We start from the raw sequence: 24,174 nt of genomic DNA, 5'->3' as shown, positions 1-24,174 counted from the left end.
ATTGGTGACAGGTTGCTTTTGCTCCCGTTGCCGGGTGTGTTGTGAACGAGGACCGCTCCAGCCTTTCGCCACACAGGTGAACGAGACATTACCGGCTTGCTTACACTCCAGTAACCCTCTTTAAAATCACAGTTTTTTAACCGTATATCTTAAGTAGTTCACGATCTTTCTCCGTTACCTTCAATTGCATCAAGAGACCAAAAGGTCCGACGGAGAGTCAATTGAGACGTCAAACAGAAATACAGGAGCAGATGGCAACCGGGACCAGCGTGCAAACGATGCCGCACCCCGGTTGCCTGCCGGTCAGTTTCGAGCAAAGACTTGAATCCCGACCGGGCACACCTTCTCTTCCTGCAGAAATTTTTCTCGACCGCGACAAAGCTGTAATCAAACGGCGGGTTGCGGGCGTGCCTGTCACGGTTGTTGTTCCCGCATCCGGGTTCGACGGTGTGATGGTCCGCATCGTTCCAGGTTCAGCACCTGGAGAGATTGTCGCGGCATTGATCCTGAAACACCCCGACAGCGCGCTTTCAATCACGCTGGCGGAAACTGAAAAATCCGATGATCTTGCAACACTTTGGAGCCGTTGGGCACAGACCTTGAACCTGCCGATGCTCGTCTGCGACCTCGGCGGCAAGGTCAAGCCCATAGAAGCCTTCAGTGCCGTTCCGGCCGCCAGCCCGGCCCCGCGCAGAAAGCTGCGCCTTCTGACAGGCCGTCGCCCACGTTTTTTGAACAAGCGTGTTTCCGGCGATTGCGGTCAATCAACTGTCTGTCACGCAAAAGAGCGGGAAATCATAGCGCGAACCTAGACGCGCTCATCCCTGGTGACTTCAAAGGCTCCGTCACGCGGAGCCTTTTGCGTTAGAACCGGCCAATCAAGGCATCGACCACAAATCCGGCAAACAAGACCCAGCCATAGGTGGTGTTGGAGCGGAACAGTTTTAAGCATTGGTCACCATCATCAATGTCCAGAACGGTAACCTGCCAGCCAAGATGAATGACGCCGAAGAGGATGCCGGCAAAAGCAGCGGGTCCTGCATCTGCTAAAGTGGCCGCGATAGCAAAGAGGACCGTTGCAAGCGTGTAGAGTAGGATCAACGCAGGTTTGGTCCGGTCTCCGAACAGTCGAGCGGTAGATCTGACGCCCACCAGCGCATCGTCTTCCTTGTCCTGATGGGCGTAGATCGTGTCATATCCGATCGTCCAGCAGATTCCGCCGATATAAAGAAAGACTGGAGCCCAGGACAGCGAGCCGAACACGGCTGCCCAACCCATGAATGCACCCCAGGAAAAAGCCAGCCCCAAAAACAGTTGCGGCCAATTGGTTACGCGCTTCATGAACGGGTAAATAGCAACCGGCAACAGCGAGGCGACGCCCAGCGCGATCGTGAAAGTGTTGAACTGCAGCAGGACCGCCAGCCCGACGAGTGCCTGAACGACAAGAAAGATTTTCGCCTGCCCCTTGCTCACCTGACCGGCGGGAATGGGCCTGGAGCGGGTTCGCTCAACCTTGTCATCAATATCGACATCGACAATGTCGTTGTAGGTGCATCCTGCCCCGCGCATCGCAACCGCGCCGACAAAAAACAGAACCAGATGCCAGGGATACGGCCAACCGTTCCCGGCGGCAATCGCGGCCAGCGCAGCCGACCACCAGCAGGGCCAAAGCAGAAGCCACCAACCGATTGGGCGCTCCCAACGCGCCAGGCGGGCATAGGGCCGTAAAGTTGCAGGCAATCTGGTGTCGACCCAATGCCGCTTCACCGCGTCAGCGACCGGTCCGGTATCTTTTGTTGAGAAAAACATTCAACGGCCTGCCTGAATACTCTTGAGAGAATGAGCGCATGCAACGTCCTGTTGCCGCTCCATCGCTGTCATCCTTGGCTCTTTTACCGATATTTTGGATGAAATACATCCTGCATTTGGTCATAGTGCCGCTCGAGTGGGGAGAACAGGAGTATTATTGTGAATTCCACCAAAACGCATACGACATCTCTTATTCTAGCTATTTGCATAGGACTTTCAGCCGTTCCCGCCGCATCTTTCGCGCAAAAGCCGCCGCCACCCGGTGGCAAGGGTCCTGACCTGAACGAAAGCACCATCAAGTCCTCAGGTGCGCATCAGGTGCTGGGCGAAGTCTGGGTGGACAACTGGTTCAAGCTGTACATCAACGGCGAGCCACTGCTGGAAGACAGCGTTTCCATCAAAACCGAGCGCTCCTTCAACGCAGAACGTTTTGAGTTCAATGCCGATTATCCCATGACAATCGCATTCGAATTCCGGGATTTCATGGAAAACAACACCGGTCTTGAATATATCGGCAGCCGGCGCCAGCAGATGGGAGACGGCGGTGCCATCGCCCAGTTCAAGGACATGTCCACCGGCAAGCTTTTGACTGCAACAGGATCGAACTGGCGTTGCATCACGGTGCAATCGGCTCCGGCCGACAATTCCTGTGAGCGAGAAAACAATCCGGATGTTGCTCTGGCCAACTGCGCAGAAACCCTGACTTCAGTCCCGGGGAACTGGATGGCTCCCGACTTCAACGACAGTTCCTGGCCTCGGGCAAGTGTCCACCGTGAAAGCGATGTCCGTCCGAAAGACGGGTATGACCGGGTTTCCTGGGACGCTTCGGCAAAACTGATCTGGGGACCTGATCTCAAGAAGGACAACATCCTCTACTGTCGAGTGACAGTCGGCGGCTAACCGGCTTCAACCCTCCCCCGGGGATGAACAATTTCCGGGGGAACGGTCTTCAGGCTCCCCTCTCTCACCAATTGCGGCGCTCCGGTGCCCGTGTTAGACCGCGCAGCAACAGGGCTGGTGTTATCCGGTTGGACGCATGGCAGCCACTTTACGTCAACTGGCTTCAAGAGACTGACAATTCATGAAACTCCTTCTAATCGGATCCGGTGGTCGCGAACACGCTCTTGCGTGGGCCTTGGCGAAATCTCCCAAACTGACCAAGCTCTACGCGGCACCAGGGAATGCGGGTATCGCAAAAGTTGCCGAACTGTGCGACCTGGATTTTTCGGATCATCAGTCGGTGGTCGCATTCTGCCGGAACAACGACATCGATCTGGTGGTCGTTGGACCGGAAGCACCACTGGTGGCGGGCCTGGTAGATGATCTGGATGCCGCAGGCATCAAGTCGTTCGGTCCCAGCAAGGCTGCAGCTCAGCTCGAAGGATCGAAGGCCTTCACGAAAGGCGTTTGCGACGAAGCTACCATTCCGACGGCCGGCTACGGCCGGTTCGACAATCTGGACGCGGCGCTTGCTTACGTCCGTGAAAAGGGCGCGCCTATTGTCGTCAAGGCCGACGGTCTCGCAGCCGGTAAGGGTGTCGTTGTCGCGATGACACAGGAAGAAGCGGAAGAGGCTGTAACTGCCTGCTTCGAAGGGTCGTTCGGCGCGGCGGGTGCCGAGGTGGTGATTGAAGAGTTTCTCGACGGTGAAGAAGCCAGTTTCTTCGTTCTGTCCGACGGTGAAAACGCTCTACCTCTTGCAACGGCTCAGGACCACAAGCGGGCCTTTGACGGTGATGAAGGCCCCAATACCGGGGGGATGGGAGCGTATTCCCCTGCTCCGGTTCTGACAGATGCGCTGATTGCGGATGTGATGCAGCGGATCATTGAACCCACCATCCGAACGCTTGCCAATCGAGGCACTCCTTTCAAGGGGGTTCTTTACGCCGGGCTGATGATGACGGCCGATGGCCCGAAGCTGATCGAATACAACACCCGCTTCGGAGATCCGGAATGTCAGGTCCTGATGATGCGGCTGAAATCCGACCTGCTTGACCTCCTGCTTGCAAGCGCTGACGGTACCCTCGACCAGGTCTCCGCGGAGTGGAGCAAAGAAGCTGCCCTTTCCGTTGTGATGGCGGCAAAGGGATATCCCGGAAGTTACGACAAGGGTACTGAGATCAAGGGCCTGACCCCATTGAGCGCCGCCAATCTCGAGGTTTTTCACGCAGGTACCAAAAGCGATGGCGAACGTGTATTGGCAAATGGCGGCCGGGTTCTGAACGTGACGGCACTGGGTGCGAATGTCGGTGAAGCCAAGAGTGTTGCCTATGCCGCAATCGACAAGATCGATTGGCCCGAAGGCTTCTGCCGGAGCGACATCGGATGGCGCGCAATCGCCCGCGAAAACGGAAGCTGATACTTTCGCCTAAGAGTACCTTTATGGTTTGGTAATTGGTGAATTTGTCAGGTAGCTTTCCAGCCAGCATCTGGTTGGGAGGCTCAAATGGAAAACGCGTTGCCGGACCTCTATCCGGGTTTTGACAGCATCACCGTCGACACCGGCAAAGTCCGTCTATCCTGCCGGGTCGGAGGCACCGGCCCGGCCCTTCTGCTGCTGCATGGTTATCCTCAATCCAATGAGATCTGGCACAAGATCGCCCCGAAGCTTGCTGAAAGTTTCACATTGGTCATGCCTGATCTGCCGGGCTACGGAAGATCCTCCATCCCTCCCCTGAGCAGCGATCACGAGGCCTATTCCAAACGCAGCATGGCGCAGTCCATGATTGAATTGATGCGCACATTGGGCCACAGCAGCTTCGGCGTTGTCGGTCACGACCGGGGTGGCCGCGTCGGTTACCGCCTGGCGCTGGATCATCCCAACGCAGTTGAGCGACTGGCTGTGCTCGATATCCTGCCAACATCGGATTATTGGGACAGGATGGACAGGACCTTCGGCCTCAAGATCTATCACTGGATGTTTCTGGCGCAGCCCGCTCCGGTTCCCGAAACGCTCATTGCAGGTTCGCCGATCTGGTTTCTGGAATACACGCTGGCCGGCTGGACAGGTGCTAAGAACCTGGATTGCTTTTCCAAAGTTGCCCTTGCGCAGAATCGCGACTGGTTTCGCGACCCTGAGCGAATTGCCGCAACCTGTGAAGACTACCGGGCCGGCGCCACCATTGATTATGAGCATGACAAAGCCGACCTTGATGCGGGCAACAAGATCCAGGCGCCTCTATTGGCACTCTGGGGCGACAAGGGCATAGCCACGAGTGTTGATGATCCACTCGAGGTTTGGGGGAAATGGTGCGACGATGTCAAAGGCCAAGCCCTTCCCTGTGGTCATTTCATACCCGAAGAAGCCCCTGAAGCAACCTATGAAGCGTTGCAGGAGTTCTTCACACAGTGATGGAAAAAGTCGGAATTCTATTTCCGTCAAACCGCATCGTCTCATCAATTTATTGTGCCACTGCCCTGCAAAGCCAAGCAGATTTTGGTGCACGCAATTCTATTCTTAATGGCTTTTAAGAAATCCATTCAACACAATTTAAGGATTTCTAGTTATTAAGAAAAATGGCGGTGATTGTTTGCAGTAGTTTGCCACTCTCAAGTGACAATTCTATTCAGCAAACATCCTTGCCGGAATGAATTCGGCATTGGGCGCCGGGGGTGTGGGTGCAAGTTTTGGGCAGCAATGATCTAGGGGATAAGGGTGACCCGAGAGGCGGCAAGTCGCGCCTCAACCGTCTCGATACCCTCCTGGACCGTGCCTTGCGCCGGTGGCGCGCCGACGATACCCAATTCGAAAAACCGTTGCGGATGGTTTTTCTGTCGTTTCTGTTCCTGACGGTTTTCGTCCTCACCATTCAGAACATCGTCTCAGAATACCGGAATTTGAATGAACCCCAGAACCTGATCGCGGCGACGGCCGAGCGCCTCTTGATGCAGCAGCGGGCGCTAGGGTCGGAGACACTCAATCAGGTTGCCCAGACAATCAGCAAAAATACCATGCTGCAAGACGCGATCCGCGAAGGCAATCTTGAGCAGATCAAGCAAGTCGCGGACAGTGTCTTTGCCAAGAGATCCGGCGCGCTGGATATATCCGAATTCTCAATTTACGCGGCCAACCAGAATCTTCTTTATCATGCGAAGGGATCTGGAGTTTCCAGCTCGTCCAACCCGGCCTATCAGGAAGATCTGGCCGCCAGCCTGCTTAGCAAGTCGAATGGTATCGAGTTGGACAAGGACAACAAGGTCGTCCTCAGTGTCTTTCACCCCTGGTTCGCCAAGGGGCAACTGCTCGGCTATCTCAAACTTGCGATCGACATAGAACGCTCGCTCGCACTTGCCAGTTCTGCCGTGAACGCGCAGATCGTCAAGATTTGTGAAGTTACGACAGCGGGAACCGAAGGATCAGGCGACGGTTTCTATAAGGTCATTGGGGAACTTTCACCCGCGGGCTTCAATTTCGACGTCCTGAACCTGGATACCGCAGGGCTGGATCAGCTGAACCGGTTCTATTTTCAGAACAACAAGGTTTTCATGCTTCGAGACCTGCCGATTATGCTCGGAAAAAATGCCGCGCACATGAAGCTGGTTCTCGTCAAGGACGTCACAGAACATGTTGGCGCATTCCTGCGTGGAACCCTGTTTTCGCTCCTGGCAGGTTTCGGACTTGCACTTCTGTCCTGGATGGTCATTCGCCGTCTTTTGTCCCGTCTTCAGTCGTCCGTTCAGCTGACGCGTGAGAGACTGGAGGCGGAAGTTCACAATTACACGCAAAAGCTTGAGCACAACGCAGTGCAGCTGCTTGAAGCCCAACGAATTGCAAGCGTGGGGAGCTGGGAACGCAACGTCGCGACGAACGAAGTCCAGTGCACGGAAGAATACTTCCGGATCATGAATATTTCTCCGAATTCTTCTTCAAGCCAGATCATAGACAAAGTCTATTCTCAAATTCCAACACATGAGTTCCAGGCTGCCAAAATGATGGTCCAGAACGCCATCGACTGCTGCGGGGAATTCGATTTCGAACATTCTCTGATCGTGGACAAAAATACCGTTCGCTACCTCCATGTTCGCGGCTATGTGCTTGCCGGTCCGGACGGCAAGGCCGCAAAAGTCGTTGGAACCGTTCACGACATTACCGATCGCTGGAAGGCGGAGCGGCAAAGCCATTTGCTCGCCAATATTCTGGAATCGTCGCTTAACGAGATCTATATCCTGAATGCCGACAGCTTCGAAATCGAGTATGCAAACAAATGCGCTCTGAAAAATCTTGGCTACAGCATGGAGGAACTGGAGGCTCGCAGCATCTGGAACATCAATCCTGTCTACGACCAGGACAAGGTGCGCCGGAATGTGAAGCCCCTTCTCACAGGAGCAAGGGACAGCCTGACGGTTGAAAGCCTCCACCGCCGGAAGGACGGGAGTGAATATCCGGTCGATCTGCAAGTCCAGTTTCTGAAGGACCACGACCGTAAACTTTTCGTTGCCATCGCCAATGACGTGTCGGAACGCGTGCAGCGGGAGACGGAGACCCGTGAGGCGAAGGTTCGCGCGGAACGCCTGGCTTATTTCGATCCCCTGACAAAACTATCGAACCGGGCGGGCTGTCAGCGGGATGCAAAGGAGCGTTTTGCACGGTCTGACAAACCCTCCTTCCTGGTTCATGTGGACATGGATGGCTTCAAGCGCGTCAATGACACGCTCGGCCATCTGGCAGGAGACCATTGCCTGGAGGAAACCGGTCGCCGGCTGCGCGAAGTCTCCCGGGGCCTGGGCACCCCCTATCGCTGGGGCGGCGACGAATTTGTGATCATCGCAGACAGCCACACTTCGGATCCCAATGAATTGTGCGAGCGCGCACGCCGTCTAATGCGCATGCCAATGGAGTTCAGCGGCAACCGATTCTGGCCGACGGTCAGCATGGGCATCGCATTATGCCCAGAGGACGCGGCAGACTTTGACACGCTTCTGGTCAATGCCGATCTCGCACTCTACCAGTCGAAGGAAAACGGCAAGGACCGATACACATTTTTCAGGCCGGACATGAAGGCTGACAGCGAAACAGAAGCCCGCGTCGAACGGGAGCTTCACGACGCCGTGAAAAATGACGAGTTCTTCCTGATGTACCAGCCGCAGGTAAACCTGCGTTCCCAAACAATCACCGGGGTCGAGGCGCTAATCCGCTGGAATCATCCTGAACAGGGGATCATTCAGCCTTCTGCATTTTTGCCTGTTGTCGAGAAGACCAATCTGGCGCCGATCCTTGGGGAAATCGTTATCGACAAATCCCTGGCCGCAGCCAGAAGCTGGCTTGATGCCGGCCTGGAATTCGGCCGTGTTTCGATAAATGTCTCACAATCGCATCTGGCTTCCGGACTTTTGGTCGACCACTTCAAGGCCGGTATGGCCAAGTACGGTATCGAACCGCGCAGAGTGACCGCCGAAGTGCTGGAATCGGTGTTCCTGAATGACACGCCTTCAGGTCACCTGAAGGCACTCAAGGAACTCTTTGAGCTTGGTGTCCATGTGGAGCTTGATGACTTTGGGACCGGATATGCGTCCTTGACGCATGTTGCGGATCTGCCGATCAACGGTCTGAAAATCGATCGCTCGTTTACAAAGCAGATGGTTGAGGATCCGAAGAAGGAAGCGGTCGTCAATCAGCTCATTCATCTGGCCCGATCGCTGAATATCGGCATTGTCTGCGAAGGTGTGGAGACAGAAGCCCAGTATGACCGCTTGCGGATGATGGGTGACTTCTCGATCCAGGGATATCTCATTGCAAAGCCGATGACTTTCGACAGGGCAACCGACTGGATGTCGGAATCGGCTGACGATCTCTATTTCGTCATCTAAGGCATAACCACAAAATGTTCTCCAGGGCATGACGGTGCACAGAAACCTCTGTCCTCTGCGCGCGCCAGTCGCTTGGCAAACGGGTCTTCAGACACCATGTGCATGAGCATGCCATCGAAAGGGAAAACCCGCAAAATGCCAGCTCCGTTCCATTCCCAGCCCCGCATAGGACTTGCGCTTGGCGGTGGTGGTGCTCGTGGACTTGCTCACATACCGGTTCTCGAAGCGCTGGACGACATGGGGTTGAAACCCACCAAGATCGCAGGAACCTCTATCGGAGCCATTCTGGGGGCTGCTTATGCCAGCGGGCGAAGCGGCCAGGAAATCCGGCAAATCGTTCTCGACATATTCGCAGATCGCAACAGCGTGCTTTCCAGATTGTGGCAGCTTAGACCCAAGCGCTTTGCGGACATGTTCCGGTCCGGACCGGTTCAGTTCGATCCCGAACGCGTACTTGAAGTGTTTATCAAAGAGTATCTGCCCGCAGGATTTGAAGACCTCGAAATTCCCCTGCGACTGCTCGCAACGGATTTTTACGGCTGCAAGGAAGTGGATTTCGAATCGGGTCCGCTTCTGCCCGCTATTGCAGCTTCCATAGCGATCCCGGCTGTCTTTCGCCCGGTTCGGCATGGTGATCGTTTCCTGATAGATGGCGGTGTGGTCAATCCATTGCCATTTGATGGATTGCGGGACACTTGTGACATCGTGATCGCGGTCGACGTCGTGGGCGCTCCGGTTCCACGTACCGATAACGGCGATATCAATATGCTGGACTCGCTGTTTGGGTCATCCCAGATCCTCATGCAGACAATCACAACGCAAAAACTCAAATTAGAACAGCCGGATATATTGGTTCGGCCTCCGCACGACACAGTTCGCGTTCTGGATTTCATGAAGGCCGAGCGTATTTTGGACAAGGCTGAAGCCTTGAGGAAATCCACCAAAGAACAGCTGGAAAAACTCGTAAAGCAACCAGTTGAAATTACTTGATTTTCACATAGGTAAATTTCGCGAGACAACTTCAACAATTCGAGATTTACCCGTGATTTAATAAAGAATTAACTCAATACCTAAACACTTTCCTCATCTGGGGGGAAAGTTTCATGCGGCATTCATGGTCAACTGATTTGGAAAATTGTCCGGTGTCGGACGATCTAATGAAGCGATTGCTCGACGCTACCTTAAGCGCTGTTGCGGATGTCAGCAGTCAACTGAGCGAAAATCAACGTGCCGCACTTGCGGTCTATTGCTATAGGCGCTCGCATTTTCGTCAGCTGGGACTTTCCCTGGCAGCGCAATGCAGTCGGCAAAGCCTGGTAACGGAAGCCGGTCATGCGGGCGAGTTGATACATGCGCAAGCAAACCGTGAAGATACTTCTTCCGACAGGCAATCCGGCAATCGTGCTCATGGAGGCAGGGCTCCGGTCAGCCTTTACACGGTTTAGAAAGATCATTTCGGGGCTGGTTCTTCCTCCCTCCCGCCCCCACCTCAGGCAACCGCCTGCGCAGGTTTCTGCGTGACACGGTTGCCTTTTCTTTTGGCGAACTGTCGAAATTGAGGTTCCTCTTCAGGAAAACGACGAAGTTGCTTGCCGTGAGCAATCTTGCCACTACACTTGAACCTGGTAGGCAATGAACAGGGACCTGGCAATATGGCTCCGGACGTTACCGAAATTCTCCGAGGAATTCAGCGGTTCTTTCGCACTGGCCGTCTGGCGGCTGCCATGGCCGCGATTGCCACACTGTCGATGTTCGCACAGCCGGCCTTCGCTGTCTGCCAGCTTGTTGCCGATGCCCCCTATTTGTCGCCGCTCCCGGGAGAAGCCCGTGTCTGGCAGGCAAATCTTGAAGCAGGGGAAGTTCAGGTCCGCTATATCGGGCATTCGACATTCGAACTTGAAACGCCCAAGGGCGTGCGCATTGCCACAGACTATAACGACAGTGTCCGTCCGTTTCTGCCACCGACCGTCGCCACGATGAACGGGGCCCATACCACGCATTATTCGTTAAACCCGGACCCTGAGATCGAGCACCTTCTTTATGGATGGAATCCGGAAGGTGGACCAATTGATCACGACCTGACGGTCGAAGATGTGCGAATTCGCAACATTCAAACCAACATCCGCGGCTGGGATGGAGAGACACGCCGTTTGGGCAATTCTATCTTCATCTTTGAAATTGCCGATTTGTGCATCGCCCATCTGGGACATCTGCACCATCGCCTTACCCAGGAAGATCTTACCCGGCTGGGTCAGATCGATGTCGTCTTTGCGGCGATCGACAACTCGTCGACCCTGCGTCTGGACAGCCTCATGGAGGTGCTTGACAGTGTCGGGGCGGCCATGGTCATCCCGATGCACTTTCATTTTGCCGGTGCGCTTCAGGCATTTCTCGGCCGGGCAAGTGAAGCTGGATATGACATTGTGCGAGCTGATACGTCCACCGTCATCATCAGCAGGTCCACACTGCCGAGAAAGAAAACAGCATATATCATGATGCCAGGCGGCGCCTGATCAATCCGGCCCAGTCAATCTGACTTCATCATAGGACCCGGTCGAACCGGGGCCCAACAAACCGGTCAGTCGGCAGATGCAAATCTCACAAAGACGACCTGGCTATCACCTGCCCGGCGTCGGTCGATTTCGCTGAACCCCTCCGGAACGGCAACATCGGCAGACGCGCGTTCTTCAAGAACACAGGTAGCACCGGGCTTCAGCCAGCCTCCGGCCGCTGCCGATGCCAAAGCCCGTTCACCCAGTCCCTTGTCATATGGGGGATCGGCAAAGACCAGATCAAACGCTTCAATCGTACCGGCGTCGCCAAGTCGGGTGGCGTCCCTGCGGAAAATCTTGGATACGCCGTTCAATCCCAGCGTTTCCATGTTGCGCCGTATCACGCCGCGTGCTTCCGCGCCTTCTTCGATGAACGTGCAATGACGGGCACCTCGGCTGATTGCCTCGAAGCCGAGCGCTCCGGTTCCGGCAAAAAGATCCAGAACACGTGCTCCGTCGAGATCAACGTCCAGACCATGGCCGAGAATATTGAAGATCGTTTCCCGGAGCCGATCACTTGTCGGTCGGGTTTCTTGCGACTTCGGCGTGGCCAGAGCCGCTCCCTTGAAACGTCCGGAAACTATTCTCACGAACGGTCTCCACCACCTCGCGGACGACGCCCAGCTTTTGAGGGGCCGCGACGATCTTTCTTGTCCTGCTCGGAGCGAACTTCCTGTTGTTTGTCTTCCATCAGGCCGTCATCTCCCCAGATCCGGCGCTGTCTCGGTGGCCGACGCTCTTCGCCAGCGTCCTTGCGCGGCTTGGGATCGGACGTCATCCTGAACCTGGATCGCGGCGAGACTTTTTCCTGCCGGGCTCCGGAATTCTTGCGCTTGGATTGTTTTTGATCTGATCGGTCAGACTTCGCAGCTTTACGGCGATCCGTTTCGGATTTGCCTTCCCGGGCCGTGAGCCATTTGCCCTGACCACCTTCTTTTCGTTCTCCGGGTTTTCCGCCACTGCGTTTGGTACCGACGGACTTCTTTTCCGGTTCCTGCTTGGCCTGATGGAAGATCGGGGCATCGAAGTCCGCGCCCGCTTCTTCCGCAAGTGCGTCCCCAAGCTGATCACGCAGCACCCGACCGCGAATCTCGCGAACATCGCCTTCCGGCAAATCCATCAGCTGAAACGGACCATAGGAGATGCGGATCAGGCGGTTCACCGCCAGTCCCAGGTGCTCCAGAACGCGTTTAACTTCGCGGTTCTTACCTTCGCGCAGGCCGACAGTCATCCAGACATTGTCACCCTGCTCCTTGTCGAGTGTGGCTTCAATCGCGCCGTATAGAACGCCGTCGATGGCGACACCCTCACTCAAGTTGTCGAGATCGGCCTGAGTGACCTTGCCAAAAGCGCGAACCCGGTAGCGGCGCAGCCAGCCGGTGGAGGGCAGTTCAAGAACCCGTGCCAGCCCGCCATCATTGGTGAGCAACAGCAATCCTTGTGTATTGATGTCCAGGCGCCCGACGGTCAGCACTCTGGGAAGCTCATCCGGCAGTCTTTCAAAGACTGTAGGCCGGCCTTCGGGGTCCTTGTTGGTGGTCACCAACCCTCGCGGCTTGTGGTAGAGCCACAAACGTGTCCGTTCCCGCGTCGGCAGCGGTTTCCCGTCCACCAGCACCTTGTCGTTGGCGGTCACCGTCACGGCAGGCGTTGTCAGCACATTGCCATTCAGCTGCACTCGGCCATTTTCGATCCAGGTTTCGGCTTCCCGGCGAGAGCACAAGCCTGCACGCGCCATGACCTTGGCAACACGCTCGCCACGGCCGAGCGTGTCATCCGACTGACGCGCAGCCGGTTTCGGCTCTGCCTTTTTTGCACCCTGCGGCGATGGACGCCGCTTTTCCGGAGTGCGCTTTGCGCGCCCACGATCCCCAGTGGGACCAGGTCGCTTGGAAGATGTCTTTTTTGTTGTCATGCGCGCGTCATAGCAGAGCCGAAGCGTTTCGGGAATCGCTTGTTGTCCCCATTTTGTGCAAGGGCGCCCATTTGTGAATGCATAGCTGCCATTTAATGTCTAGGTTGCCTGATTGGAGTTGCCTGATTGGACAAGCATCGCCATTGCGGTATCCAACAGACAGAATTCACAACACAAGATCCTGAATCGAATGACAGTGCCGAATTCCGAAAACACGTCCCGGACCTTCATGGACCTGGCACTGGAAGAAGCCCGTATGGCAGCCGCCAGAGGAGAAGTTCCCGTCGGTGCTGTGCTTGTGAAAGACGGCAAAATCCTCGCCCGGAACGGCAATCGGACCCTGGAACTGAATGATCCGACAGGGCATGCGGAGATCCTCGTGATCCGGGCTGCCTGCGAAGCGCTGGCGTCTCAGCGCCTGCCGGAATGCGACCTCTACGTGACGCTCGAGCCCTGCCCGATGTGTGCGGCTGCAATATCCTTTGCCCGGATCCGCAGGCTTTATTTTGGTGCAGGTGACGAAAAAGGCGGAGCCGTAGACAACGGGACACGCTTTTTCCGCCAGGCAACCTGTCACCATACACCGGAAGTTTACTCCGGGATCGGTGAAATTCCGGCAGCGCAAATCCTGAAAGCCTTTTTCCAGGCAAAGCGATAGCATCCGGGAAAATACTGGTTGCACAAATACAACATCACACGCGAAATGTGCCGCAAAGGCAATTTAGAATTGTTTTCGATATGCCAATTGTCACCGAACAACGTCATATTGGTCTTGGGGGTAATTCCGCATTCTCGGAGTGTCAAATGACTCGTTTTGCTGTTCTCGGGGCTCTCACAGGTCTCATTGCCGCGATAAATCCAGCACAAGCCGCCGATCTGCCCGTGGCGCCTGAGCCCATCGACTATGTTCGTGTCTGTGACGCATACGGCGCGCGCTTCTACTATATTCCTGGAACCGAAACGTGCCTGCGCGTCGGCGGCCGGGTCCGTACCGAATTCCGCGTCCGAAACTTCGGCGATTCGCCGAATTCCTGGGGTGACCGTGACACGGATGGATATCAGTGGCGCGCCCGTGGCTATCTTTATCTTGATGCCCGCACAGCGACCGAATTCGGCACGCTGCGCAGTTTCATCGAGATGTATGGCACAGCAACCAATGACGACAACACGTCGTTCACCATGGACAAGACCTACATCCAGTGGGGCGGATTGCTTGCCGGCCGCAACAGCTCCAACTTCGACTTCTTCACCGGATATTCCTACAACGCCCAGATCGAGAGCTACAGCGACGCGACCCTCAATCAGGCAGCCTATACCTTTGCCTTCGGCAACGGATTCAACGCGACGCTCGCAGTGGAAGACCGTTCCGGCCGTGAAACCAGCTTCGGTCTCAATAACGGCACACAGGCCTACGGCGGCACCCGGATACCGGACTTTGTCGCAGCACTTGGCGTAAACCAGGGCTGGGGGGAAGCCCAGGTCATGGGCGCTCTTCACCAAGCTTATCCAAATGCGACCTATAACGGCGTGACCGGAAGTTCCGAAGACGAACTCGGTTGGGCTGTCGGCGCGGGTGTCGAGATTGATTTCGGCGGTCTTGCAAACGGTGGCAGCGTTGCCCTGCAGGCAGTCTATACGGACGGAGCAAGCGCCTATGGATCCACGGGATGGGACAGCCGTATCACCGATGGGGTCTTTACCGGCACCGACACCGATACAACCAAGACCTGGAACATCTTCGGCGGGCTCAGCCTTGGTCTGACAAACACAATCGAGGCGAATATCGAGGGTGGCTACCACAATGTGGATGGCGGCACGAGCGCCTACGACTTCACTCAGTGGGATGCGACTGCAAACGTCGTCTGGGAGCCTGTCTCCGGTTTCATCATGGGTCCGGAGTTCCAGTATCGCAACGTGGACTACAACCGTGCATCCGGGTTGAGCGACAAGACAGAGCTTTATGGCACCTTCCGTCTGCAGCGCACTTTCTGATCCCGTTGTAATTTGAAGATAAAAAGCCCCGGGTGTCTGGCCCGGGGCTTTCTTGTTTTGCAAAGCTATGCTGCACAATGAAAAGCTTTCAGGTCAGCCGGAACTCCCCGTTCCGTAGGCTGCACTTTCCCAGTTTTTGATGACTTCCGACCACAGGCCGTTCTTCCACAGGTCGCTGTGACCGACACCTTCGACAATCTTCAAATGTTTGGGATCGACAGCCCGCTCAAACAAGCGCTGACCATGCTCAACGGGAATAACCTGATCAGCGGTTCCGTGAATGATCAATACAGGTGCCTTGACATTGCCGATGCGCTCACGTGTCGGCATCTGATCCTTCATGAGCAGACCGACAGGCAACCAGGGATATTCTGCATATGCCATATCGACCAGAGCCGTATAGGGCGCTTCAAGCACGAGAAGGCCGGCTTCAGGACGTTGCTCGACAACGGCGGTCGCCACACCTGTCCCCAGGCTTTCACCATGAACGATCACCGCAGTTCCGGTCGCTGCCAGCCTGTCGTAATGCTCCAGGGCGTCGGAAATGAATGCCCTTTCGGACGGGCTCCCTTCACTGCCGGCGTAACCTCGGTAACTGGGTGCATAGAGCCCGTAACCACTGTCGAGAATCTGCTTGAACCTGCTTGAGCGCGTGGAGACATTCTTGGAATTGCCGTGGAAATAAAGCACGGTGGGTGCTCCCGACGTTGATGGTTCAGCGCTCCAGACCGTTACATCGGTGCCATCCACCATTTCGACCGTTTCAACGGTAACACCTTCAAGACCTCTTTCAGCCGGCGTTTCCAGCTCACCGCTCGGAACAAAAACGAAGCCGCGCTGATTGACATACATGTATCCGGCTGCCGCCACATAAGCGAACGCGACAATGACAATCAGGGCAAGAAGGGTTTTCTTGAATTTCGACCAGAGGCCTGATGCTCTCTCCGGCGTTTGGTGCGTGTTGCCTGTTTCCGTTTCGGCCATGCGACATTCCTTGTGTTTTTCTGTTTCGGCTACGCGCAGCCGCCCTCTGCCGATCAAATTCTTGCGCTATTTTCTGCCAAAAAGTTTTTCGATATCCGACAGTTTAAGTTCCACCCAAGTCGGCCTGCCGTGATTGCATTGTCCTGACAGCGGAGTTGCCTCCATGTCGCGCAGCAAGGCATCCATCTCTTCCGGTCGCATGCGCCTGCCAGCGCGGACGGAGCCATGGCATGCCATCGTGGCGGCAACATGGTCGAGTTTTTCCTTAAGCCCCTCAGCGGTGTCCCATTCGGCAAGTTCGTCCGCAAGGCTCTTGACCATGCCCTGAATATCCATGTCTCCCAGGATTGCGGGTGTCTCTCTGACTGCGATAGCACCGGGACCAAAAGCTTCGAGACTCAGGCCAACCTTTTCCAGGTCGTCAGCCTTTTCCGCAAGGCGGGTCGCGTCTTCTTCGGTCAGTTCGACAATCTCGGGGATCAAAAGGATCTGGCGGGAAACGTCCTTTATTGCGAGTGCCTCTTTCAACCGCTCATAAACAAGACGCTCATGTGCCGCGTGCTGATCGACAATGACGACACCATCTTCCGTCTGGGAAATGATGTAGGTCTCATGTACCTGGGCGCGCGCAGCCCCGAGAGGTAAAACGGTTTTTTCGTTTTCAATCGGCTGGTCATGCGCACGAGCATCCGCCGAGGGGGATGCCATTTCGGCAAAGCCGTTCTGGGTTTGGGATACCGGCTGCAGGTCTTCGGCAAAACCGGACATTGTCGCAGAACCGCGCTCTAGCGGCCGGAAGGCATCAGGTTGCCAGGCCTGTCCTGCGTCCGGCCGGGTATGGGCCTGTCCTCCTCCTTGCCAATTTCCGCGTGCTGAATTGCTACCGGCGGCATGACCGGCGGAAGGCGGGACATCAAACGGCGTGTCCTGTGGCCGGAGAGCGTCCAATGCGACAGATGCATTTGAGGTCGACGATCTGTGTCCGGACTGAACCAGCGCATGCTTGATCGCGCCGACAAGAAGTCCGCGCACCAGTTGGGAATCTCGAAATCGCACATCGGCCTTCGCCGGATGGACATTGACGTCGACTTGGGAAGGATCCAGATCAATGAACAGGACAACAACAGGATGCCTGTCTCTGGCCAGAACGTCGGCATAGGCGCCTCGAAGGCCGGAAAGCAACAGCTTGTCCTTGACGGGACGTCCGTTGACAAAAAAGAACTGATGCTGGGCATTGCCACGATGATGCGTCGGCAATCCCGCAAATCCCGACAGACGAACGTTTTCCCGTTCTGCGTCAATTTCCATGGCATTGTCGACAAAGTCCTGCCCCAGGATCTGTGCAATGCGCGCGAGATGCGGTTCATCGCCCCGTGCCGCGGGCCAGCTCTGGGCCTGACGGTCCGCTCCAGAAAGGGAAAAACCGATCTGAGGATAGGCGAGCGCGATCCGTTTGACGATTTCGGTGATCGCCGAAGCCTCCGCCCGGTCGGATTTCAGGAATTTCAGTCTTGCCGGGGTTGCGAAGAAGAGATCGCGCACTTCAACCTGGGTCCCCTTTGTCCGTGCTGCCGGGGCAATGGCTTGTTCCTTGCCGCCTTCCACGGCAATGGCCCAGGCGTGATCCTCTTCACTGTGGCGCGTCTGGATAGCAAGGCGTGCAACCGAGCCGATCGACGGCAGGGCTTCCCCGCGAAATCCGAGCGTCCGGATGTCAAACAGATCGTCATCCGAAATCTTTGAAGTGCAGTGGCGGCGGATCGCAAGACGAAGGTCACCCTGACGCATGCCCGCGCCATCGTCGGCGACGCGCATCAAGGTTTTACCACCGGCGGCGGTGACGATCTCGATATTCGTCGCGCCGGCATCAACGGCATTTTCAACCAGTTCCTTGATGACGCTTGCCGGCCGCTCGATCACTTCACCGGCGGCGATCTGGTTGATCACCTGTTCGCCAAGTTGCCTGACTTGCATGAAACTCCCTCTACTCGGTTTCGCACTGCGGTCACTTCCTATATGGTCCGCGCCGAGTTTGTCTCGATTCTTTCCAGAGATTACCAGACCAATCGTGATCCGAGTGACCCACCATGACCGTTTCTGCACCGCTTCTTGTTGACGGGCTCAATGCCCTTGCCCCCTCATATAAGGGTATTTTATGTGATGTCTGGGGTGTGCTGCACAATGGCGTGTCGGCATTTGAGGAAGCCCACAAGGCCTTGAGGCGATATCGCGAAGAAGCCGGTGGAAAGGTCGTGCTGATCACAAACGCTCCACGCCCTGCGAAACAGGTCGGCGAAATGCTCACCAAGCTTGGAGTGCCTGCCGAAGCTTACGATTACATTGTCACTTCAGGTGACGTGACCCGGGAAGTCCTCATTGCCCAGGGCAGCAAGACCATATTGCATATCGGTCCGAACCGGGACCAACCGCTCTACTGGGATCTGGAAGCGACCTTTACGACCGACGACGAAATTTCCGAGGCGATCAGCTGCACGGGTCTTGTGGATGATGAAAACGAAACCCCGGACGACTACCGTGATCGCCTGCAGAAACTTGCCGACCGCAAACTGCCGATGATCTGTGCCAACCCGGACATCGTTGTCGAACGGGGGGACCGCCTCGTCTGGTGCGCCGGAGCACTCGCGCGGTTATATGAAGATCTCGGCGGCGATGTCACCATTCTTGGAAAGCCACACACGCCGATCTACAAGGTTGCCATGAAACGTCTGGAAGGTCTTGTCGGGGAAGACCTTGCCAAGGAAGAAGTTCTGGCCGTTGGCGACGGGTTGCCAACGGATATTCGCGGTGCCGTCGCCCAGGATATTGACGTGCTTTTCATTACCGCAGGCATTCACGCATCGGATTTCGGTCCTAGCGATGCTCCCGATGAACATCTGATCCGCCGCCGCCTGACAGAGGAAGGCCTGCGAGCCCGCGCTGCGCTGCCGCGGCTCTGGTGGTAAATCGGTGACTATAGAGCGTGTCCGTTCAGAAAATTCCGGACATGCTCCTCCACATCAAGCCCTTCATGGCCGGGTCCAAGACCTGATTGATTCATGAACCCCGTCACAGCGAGTGGCGCGATCAGGTTGAGCGACATCTGAAAAGGGTTTCCGGGTTTTATCCGGCCCGCTTCCTGGTGACAGGCGATGATGCGCGAAACATTTTGCATGTTTGGCATCAGGGCTTCGGCAGCCCCCCGCAGCTCAGGATAGTGGGAAAGCTGTGCGATCAGCGTGAGCACAAGTTCTCCGAAATGCTGATACGCAGACAAGTAAGACCGCACAATCTCGAGCATGTCTGCCTGCACGTCGTCACCGGCTTCGAGCTGACCGAACGGTGAATTGGTCAGGCCATGGCGAATTGCGGCCTCAATCAGCGCTGCCTTTGACCCAAAGCGCCGGAACAACGTGACTTCGTTGACATCTGCCCGCGCGGCAATTTCCTTGGTTGTGGTTGCCCCATAACCCCGCTCGCAAAACAGTTCAAGCGTCGCAAAATAGACAGCGTCTATGTCGATGCGTTTTGGCACTACACTTGCCCCTCACCCGCCTGTCTGGTCGCGGTGCGCCACCTGCAAGCGCAAACTTGCAATAAGATTATCATGCATTATTGCAAGTATCCACTTGCAATAATTAGATCCTTGCCGTATTGCAAGTCATTACTTTCATTCATTCTGCCGCTGATCCAATGAGAGATATTACTTTCATCTCGATCCCGGAAACCGAAAGAGTAATAGTGACTGAAGCTTCCGTCGGCAAATCAGTCCATGAGGAAACGCAAACAGTGGCCAATTTCCATGACGAAAATATCCGCTGCGCATGTCTTCGATATTCCGATCTTCCATCAAGAGTGCCGGTGCGAATCTCTTCAATATGACGCCAGAGGAACATTTCGAACGGAAATCCGTTGAAACACGTTTTACTGAAATCCACCTTTGTCCATCGTCCGAACCAGGAGTATTGACGTGTCGTTGCTGCGAAAAGCCCTGATCATTCCGCCAATCGCCGTTGGTGCCGCCCTGCTTTTCTATGCTGTCAGCGGCCGGGAAGCTCCGAAGCGTTCGGAGATTGAAGAAACGGCAACTGTCGTCCGGGTTGTCACCTCAACTCCTCAATCCTTTGTGCCGCGTGTCATAGGTTACGGCACGGTCGAACCTTCGCGCACACTTGACGCGATTGCCCAGGTCTCCGGGCGGGTGACGTTTATCAATCCGAACTTCAAACGGGGCGACTTCGTTTCCAATGGGGATATCCTTGTGACGTTGTCACCGGAAGACTACGAACTGGAGATTGCCGAAGCCGAGACAGACATCGCAAGTGCCAATGTCGACCTTGAAGAGCTCGACGTCACGCTGACGACCCAGAAGAAGTCACTCGAAATTTCAAAAGCAGTGCTTGATCTTGAGGAGCGGGAACTGGCACGTCTGAAGACGCTGTTGCAGAGAAAAGTGATCTCCGATCAACAGGTCGAAAACCAGGAAGCTGCTGTCTTGCAGCAAAGGACGGTTGTGCAAGACCTTGAAAACGAGATTGCCCTCAATCCAGTGAAACGCAAAGCGCTTGAACAAGCCAAGCGCAAGAATGAAGTTCGCCTGGAAACGGCGCAACTGAACCTGTCCCGGACCACGATCAAAGCCCCGTTTGATGCCCGAGTTGCCTCAGTCGGAATAGAAATCGATCAGTTTGTCGCCGCAGGCACATCGATCGGTGAATTGGACGGAGTGGATGCAGCCGACATTGACGTTCAGATCAGCCCCACGAACATGTCCGGCTTCGCCAATCTCGTGTTTGCCGGACAGCTTGAGACCGAGGAAGGCGTGCAGGACGCTCTCAGTCAACTGGACAGGCTTGACGCCGTCGTCAAGGTCGGCTCCGCCGGCAATTCTGCCACATGGGACGCTAGGGTCAAACGGATCAGCGACACGGTTGATCCGGACACAAGATCGGTCGGACTGATCGTCTCCGTCGACAAACCCTACGATACTCTGCGGCCCGCCGTGAAGCCTCCGCTCGTCAAGGGCATGTTCGCGGAGGTGGAACTCTCTGCCCAAGCCCTGCCGGAGCAGACCGTCCTGCCGCGCAACGCGGTCTTGAACGGCAAGATCATGACTGTTTCCGACGACCAACGCCTGCAGTTGCGGGATGTCTACATCGCCTACCGGTTTGCCGACATCGTGGTGCTCAAGAAACCGTTGTCTGAAGGAACACGCGTGGTCATCAGCGACGTTTCGCCAGTCATCGAAAACATGTTGCTGTCTCCTGTGGAAGACGAAAGTGCCGGTCACAGCCTGACCCTGGCTTCAGGCCACTCGAGCGAAGCGGGGGACAGCCAGAAATGATCCGCTATTTCGCCAAGCATCCAACTGCTGCCAATCTGCTTATGGCGGGTCTTATCGTTCTTGGCCTCCTCAATATTCCGAACCTTCTGATGGAGACCTTTCCGCAGATTCCGATCAAGGACATAACGATCAACGTCGCCTATCCCGGCGCAACCTCTTCGGATGTGGATCGGACCGTATGCCGCCGGATTGAGGACGCGCTGGACGGTGTCGAAAACATTCGCGAGTTGAAATGCGACGCGCGGGAAAGCCTGGCCCTGGCCACTGTCAGCATTGTCGAAGGCAAGGACATCAACCAGCTCATGCTGGATGTCGACAGGGAAATCAACGCCATCTCGGACTTTCCGGATGATGTCGAAGACCCGATCGTCGAGGAAGCCGGGCGGCTGAGCGATGCGACCTCTGTCGTCATCACCGGTATCAGGGACAAACCACAACTCAAGAACTATGCCGAAGCGGTCAAGGAACGCATGCTGCAGTTCGGTGGCATTCCACAGGTCGAAATCTCAGGTTTTTCCGATCGTCAATTCCGGATCGAGATACGTGATGCGGCCGCCCGCGAGCTCGGTCTTACGCTGTCTGAAATCGCCAACACCCTGTCCCGGCAAAACATCAACACACCATCGGGTGAAATTACCTCCGAAGGCGGATCCATCCTTCTGCGCTTTGCCGACGAGCGCTTTGCAGCCGATTCCTACGCATCGGTTGTCGTCGCCTCTTCAGCTCAAGGCGGACAGATCACACTCGGCGACATCGCCACCATCTCGGACCTCTTCGAGGATGAAGAGGTGGAAACCCGCCTTAACGGTGAACTGGCTGCGGTGCTGGACATCTCGATGACACGCAGCGACGACCTTATTCAAGTCGTCGACCGAGTGAAGGCCTTTATCGAAGACGAACAGGCCCGAACCGCCCCGGGCATCAAGCTCACCGTCATCAACGATGGGTCCATCGCCCTGAAAGACCGCCTCTGGATGCTGGTCAACAATTCGCTCCAGGGACTTGCACTCGTGGTCCTTGCCATGTGGATTTTCTTCGGCGGCCGCCAGGCTTTCTGGATCGGCATGGGATTGCCTGTCTCTTTCCTTGGTGCCTTGGCCGTCATGTCACTGCTTGGGCTGACCATCAACATGTTGTCGATGGTGGCGCTGCTGATCGTTGTTGGCATCATGATGGACGATGCGATCGTGATTTCGGAGAACATCGCGACCAAACGCCATCAGGGACTTTCTGCTCTTGAGGCTGCTGTCCAGGGAACCCTGCAAGTCGCCCCCGGCGTGCTCTCTTCCTTCCTCACGACTGCCGCGATCTTCGGAGCTCTGGCGTTTATCAGCGGAGACATCGGTGATCTTTTGCGGGTCATCCCGATTGTCATGCTGCTGGTTCTTGTGATTTCGCTGATCGAGGCATTCCTGATCCTGCCCAATCACTTGTCGCATGCCGCGTCCGACAAGCCGAATTTCGTGACACGCAGAGCGGAAGCCGGTGTGACATGGCTGCGTGAACACTTTGTTGGCCCAAGCGCTGCCTGGGCGGTCCGCAATCGCTATTTCACGGTTGGCTTTTGCATCATGGTCTTTTTGAGCACGATCGCGCTGCTGGCGGGTGGACTGGTTAAGTTTCAGGCATTTCCAAATGTTGAAGGCGACCAGATCGAAGCAAGGATAGAGCTTCCCGCCAGCGCAACGCTGAACGATACAAGGGCCGTTGTCGCTGAAACCATTTCCGCATTGGAACGTATGGATCAGCAGCTTTCGCCGCGCAATCCCGGCGGAACTTCCCTGCTGAAGAACGTTCTGGTGCGCTTTAACGAAAATAACGACGCCGGCACGAACGGGGCTCATCTTGCAACGCTCAACATCGATCTTATCGAGGGCGCGTTGCGGGAAGTGGGAAACCAGGAAATCCTGACTGCCTGGCGCCGGGAAATGCCCGACACACTGGATGTCCGACGGATTGTCATTACCGAAAGCAGCGTCGGCCCGGCCGGTCGCGCCATTGAATTGCGTTTGTCCCATAGTGATCCCCATGTTCTCGACCGGGCGTCCGCCGAACTGCAACAATGGCTGAGGGGCTATGACGGCGTTTACAACATTTCGGACGACCTGAGCCTTGGCAAACCGGAGCTTGCCCTTTCTCTCAAGGACGGTGCCGGAGCCGTCGGTCTCGATGCCAAGGAGATCGCGGATCAACTCAAAGGAGCTTACAACGGCATCACCGCCGATGAAGTTCAAGTCGGCGCGGAGAAATTTGAAGTCGATGTCCGCCTGGACATTGCCGACCGGAACAGTCTTGGTGACCTTGAGCTGTTCACAATCGAGACCCCGTCAGGAAACCGGGTTCCACTTGGAACCGTTGCCGACATTCTCTCAGATCGCAGTTTCACACGTATCAATCGGATCGACCGGGTTCCAACCGTAACGATCACCGGCGACGTTCTTCTCGGCGTTGCCAATGCAAATGAAGTCGTCACCGACACGGAAAAGCGGTTTGTTCCGCAACTTGTTGAGACCCACCCAGGACTTACAGCCTCCACCGAAGGACAAAATGCCGAAGGAGCCAAGACGCAGGCTTCCATGGCAACGGCGCTTGGCACCGGCCTGATCTTCGTCTTCATACTGCTGAGTTTTCAGTTCAGAAGTTACGCTGAACCCATCGTGGTCATGGTCCTTATCCCATTTGCATTGATCGGTGCGGTCTGGGGTCACCTGCTCATGGGCATCGATTTCACGCTTCCAAGCATGCTCGGATTCATTTCACTTGCAGGGATTGTG

The 24,174-nt window shown here is 55.8% G+C and carries 19 protein-coding genes; 13 read left to right on the top strand and 6 right to left on the bottom strand.

Annotated features, from left to right (window positions below):
* Window positions 1–221: 221 nt before the first annotated feature.
* A complete protein-coding gene (locus K5905_RS04195; protein ID WP_297580617.1) occupies window positions 222–812 on the top strand; it encodes a DUF6101 family protein in 591 nt (196 codons plus the stop codon).
* 52 nt (window positions 813–864) lie between these two features.
* Here K5905_RS04195 and ubiA read toward each other — a convergent pair whose 3' ends face one another.
* Window positions 865–1,809 (bottom strand): 4-hydroxybenzoate octaprenyltransferase, encoded by a 945-nt coding sequence (gene ubiA / locus K5905_RS04190; protein ID WP_297580615.1) that lies wholly within the window; start codon window positions 1,807–1,809, stop codon window positions 865–867.
* A 159-nt stretch (window positions 1,810–1,968) separates the two neighbouring features.
* Here ubiA and K5905_RS04185 point away from each other — a divergent pair, with 159 nt between their 5' ends.
* From K5905_RS04185 to K5905_RS04155, 7 genes are all read left to right on the top strand, one after another.
* Window positions 1,969–2,709 (top strand): PEBP family protein, encoded by a 741-nt coding sequence (locus K5905_RS04185; RefSeq protein ID WP_297580613.1) that lies wholly within the window; start codon window positions 1,969–1,971, stop codon window positions 2,707–2,709.
* Between the two features lie 181 nt (window positions 2,710–2,890).
* Window positions 2,891–4,168 (top strand): phosphoribosylamine--glycine ligase, encoded by a 1,278-nt coding sequence (gene purD / locus K5905_RS04180; RefSeq protein ID WP_297580611.1) that lies wholly within the window; start codon window positions 2,891–2,893, stop codon window positions 4,166–4,168.
* Window positions 4,169–4,255: 87 nt separating this feature from the next.
* Window positions 4,256–5,161, top strand: coding sequence for an alpha/beta hydrolase (locus K5905_RS04175; RefSeq protein ID WP_297580609.1), 906 nt, complete (start codon window positions 4,256–4,258; stop codon window positions 5,159–5,161).
* Window positions 5,162–5,427: 266 nt separating this feature from the next.
* The gene (locus K5905_RS04170) at window positions 5,428–8,616 is read left to right on the top strand and encodes an EAL domain-containing protein (protein WP_297580607.1); all 3,189 of its coding nucleotides are present in this window, start codon (window positions 5,428–5,430) and stop codon (window positions 8,614–8,616) included.
* A gap of 135 nt (window positions 8,617–8,751) precedes the next feature.
* Window positions 8,752–9,606: a patatin-like phospholipase family protein gene (locus K5905_RS04165; protein ID WP_297580605.1), complete on the top strand. Its 855-nt coding sequence runs from the start codon at window positions 8,752–8,754 to the stop codon at window positions 9,604–9,606.
* 152 nt (window positions 9,607–9,758) lie between these two features.
* Window positions 9,759–10,061: a hypothetical protein gene (locus tag K5905_RS04160; RefSeq protein WP_297580603.1), complete on the top strand. Its 303-nt coding sequence runs from the start codon at window positions 9,759–9,761 to the stop codon at window positions 10,059–10,061.
* Between the two features lie 207 nt (window positions 10,062–10,268).
* Complete coding sequence (locus tag K5905_RS04155; RefSeq protein ID WP_297580600.1) at window positions 10,269–11,129, top strand: MBL fold metallo-hydrolase; 861 nt, start codon at window positions 10,269–10,271, stop codon at window positions 11,127–11,129.
* 65 nt (window positions 11,130–11,194) lie between these two features.
* Here K5905_RS04155 and rsmD read toward each other — a convergent pair whose 3' ends face one another.
* Window positions 11,195–11,758: a 16S rRNA (guanine(966)-N(2))-methyltransferase RsmD gene (gene rsmD / locus K5905_RS04150; protein WP_297580598.1), complete on the bottom strand. Its 564-nt coding sequence runs from the start codon at window positions 11,756–11,758 to the stop codon at window positions 11,195–11,197.
* Window positions 11,755–13,083: a pseudouridine synthase gene (locus K5905_RS04145; protein ID WP_297580596.1), complete on the bottom strand. Its 1,329-nt coding sequence runs from the start codon at window positions 13,081–13,083 to the stop codon at window positions 11,755–11,757. The genes rsmD and K5905_RS04145 overlap by 4 nt, the downstream gene beginning before the upstream one ends.
* Window positions 13,084–13,273: 190 nt before the next feature.
* On the opposite strand from K5905_RS04145, the gene K5905_RS04140 reads away from it, so the two are divergent.
* A complete protein-coding gene (locus K5905_RS04140; protein ID WP_297580593.1) occupies window positions 13,274–13,741 on the top strand; it encodes a nucleoside deaminase in 468 nt (155 codons plus the stop codon).
* Window positions 13,742–13,887: 146 nt separating this feature from the next.
* Window positions 13,888–15,075 carry a porin gene (locus tag K5905_RS04135; RefSeq protein WP_297580591.1) on the top strand — a complete coding sequence of 396 codons (1,188 nt, stop codon included), beginning with the start codon at window positions 13,888–13,890 and terminating at the stop codon, window positions 15,073–15,075.
* A gap of 93 nt (window positions 15,076–15,168) precedes the next feature.
* On the opposite strand, the gene K5905_RS04130 is transcribed toward K5905_RS04135, so the two are convergent.
* Window positions 15,169–16,059, bottom strand: coding sequence for an alpha/beta hydrolase (locus tag K5905_RS04130; RefSeq protein ID WP_297580589.1), 891 nt, complete (start codon window positions 16,057–16,059; stop codon window positions 15,169–15,171).
* A 66-nt stretch (window positions 16,060–16,125) separates the two neighbouring features.
* On the bottom strand, window positions 16,126–18,033 hold the full coding sequence (mutL, locus tag K5905_RS04125) for a DNA mismatch repair endonuclease MutL (protein ID WP_297580587.1): 1,908 nt from the start codon (window positions 18,031–18,033) through the stop codon (window positions 16,126–16,128).
* Window positions 18,034–18,146: 113 nt separating this feature from the next.
* On the opposite strand from mutL, the gene K5905_RS04120 reads away from it, so the two are divergent.
* On the top strand, window positions 18,147–19,022 hold the full coding sequence (locus tag K5905_RS04120; protein WP_297580585.1) for a TIGR01459 family HAD-type hydrolase: 876 nt from the start codon (window positions 18,147–18,149) through the stop codon (window positions 19,020–19,022).
* An 8-nt stretch (window positions 19,023–19,030) separates the two neighbouring features.
* On the opposite strand, the gene K5905_RS04115 is transcribed toward K5905_RS04120, so the two are convergent.
* Window positions 19,031–19,591: a TetR/AcrR family transcriptional regulator gene (locus K5905_RS04115; protein ID WP_297580584.1), complete on the bottom strand. Its 561-nt coding sequence runs from the start codon at window positions 19,589–19,591 to the stop codon at window positions 19,031–19,033.
* A gap of 435 nt (window positions 19,592–20,026) precedes the next feature.
* On the opposite strand from K5905_RS04115, the gene K5905_RS04110 reads away from it, so the two are divergent.
* Together K5905_RS04110 and K5905_RS04105 are read left to right on the top strand one after the other, a co-directional pair.
* Window positions 20,027–21,400, top strand: a complete 1,374-nt coding sequence (locus tag K5905_RS04110; RefSeq protein WP_297580582.1) for an efflux RND transporter periplasmic adaptor subunit — start codon at window positions 20,027–20,029, stop codon at window positions 21,398–21,400.
* Window positions 21,397–24,174 (top strand): efflux RND transporter permease subunit (locus tag K5905_RS04105; protein WP_297580580.1); only part of this gene is annotated, 2,778 nt, incomplete at its 3' end. The genes K5905_RS04110 and K5905_RS04105, both read left to right, overlap by 4 nt.

Origin of the sequence: Roseibium sp., assembly GCF_025698965.1 — a bacterium.
GTDB lineage: Bacteria > Pseudomonadota > Alphaproteobacteria > Rhizobiales > Stappiaceae > Roseibium.
Note: the sequence above shows the minus strand (reverse complement) of the source record. Positions and strands in the feature narration are given on the sequence as shown.

Coding starts and splice junctions, on each gene's coding strand:
- ubiA (WP_297580615.1), bottom strand. CDS start 1,809: ATGTTTTTCTCAACAAAAGATACCGGACCGGTCGCTGACGCGGTGAAG.
- purD (WP_297580611.1), top strand. CDS start 2,891: ATGAAACTCCTTCTAATCGGATCCGGTGGTCGCGAACACGCTCTTGCG.
- K5905_RS04175 (WP_297580609.1), top strand. CDS start 4,256: ATGGAAAACGCGTTGCCGGACCTCTATCCGGGTTTTGACAGCATCACC.
- K5905_RS04165 (WP_297580605.1), top strand. CDS start 8,752: ATGCCAGCTCCGTTCCATTCCCAGCCCCGCATAGGACTTGCGCTTGGC.
- K5905_RS04155 (WP_297580600.1), top strand. CDS start 10,269: ATGGCTCCGGACGTTACCGAAATTCTCCGAGGAATTCAGCGGTTCTTT.
- K5905_RS04145 (WP_297580596.1), bottom strand. CDS start 13,083: ATGACAACAAAAAAGACATCTTCCAAGCGACCTGGTCCCACTGGGGAT.
- K5905_RS04140 (WP_297580593.1), top strand. CDS start 13,274: ATGACAGTGCCGAATTCCGAAAACACGTCCCGGACCTTCATGGACCTG.
- K5905_RS04135 (WP_297580591.1), top strand. CDS start 13,888: ATGACTCGTTTTGCTGTTCTCGGGGCTCTCACAGGTCTCATTGCCGCG.
- K5905_RS04130 (WP_297580589.1), bottom strand. CDS start 16,059: ATGGCCGAAACGGAAACAGGCAACACGCACCAAACGCCGGAGAGAGCA.
- mutL (WP_297580587.1), bottom strand. CDS start 18,033: ATGCAAGTCAGGCAACTTGGCGAACAGGTGATCAACCAGATCGCCGCC.
- K5905_RS04120 (WP_297580585.1), top strand. CDS start 18,147: ATGACCGTTTCTGCACCGCTTCTTGTTGACGGGCTCAATGCCCTTGCC.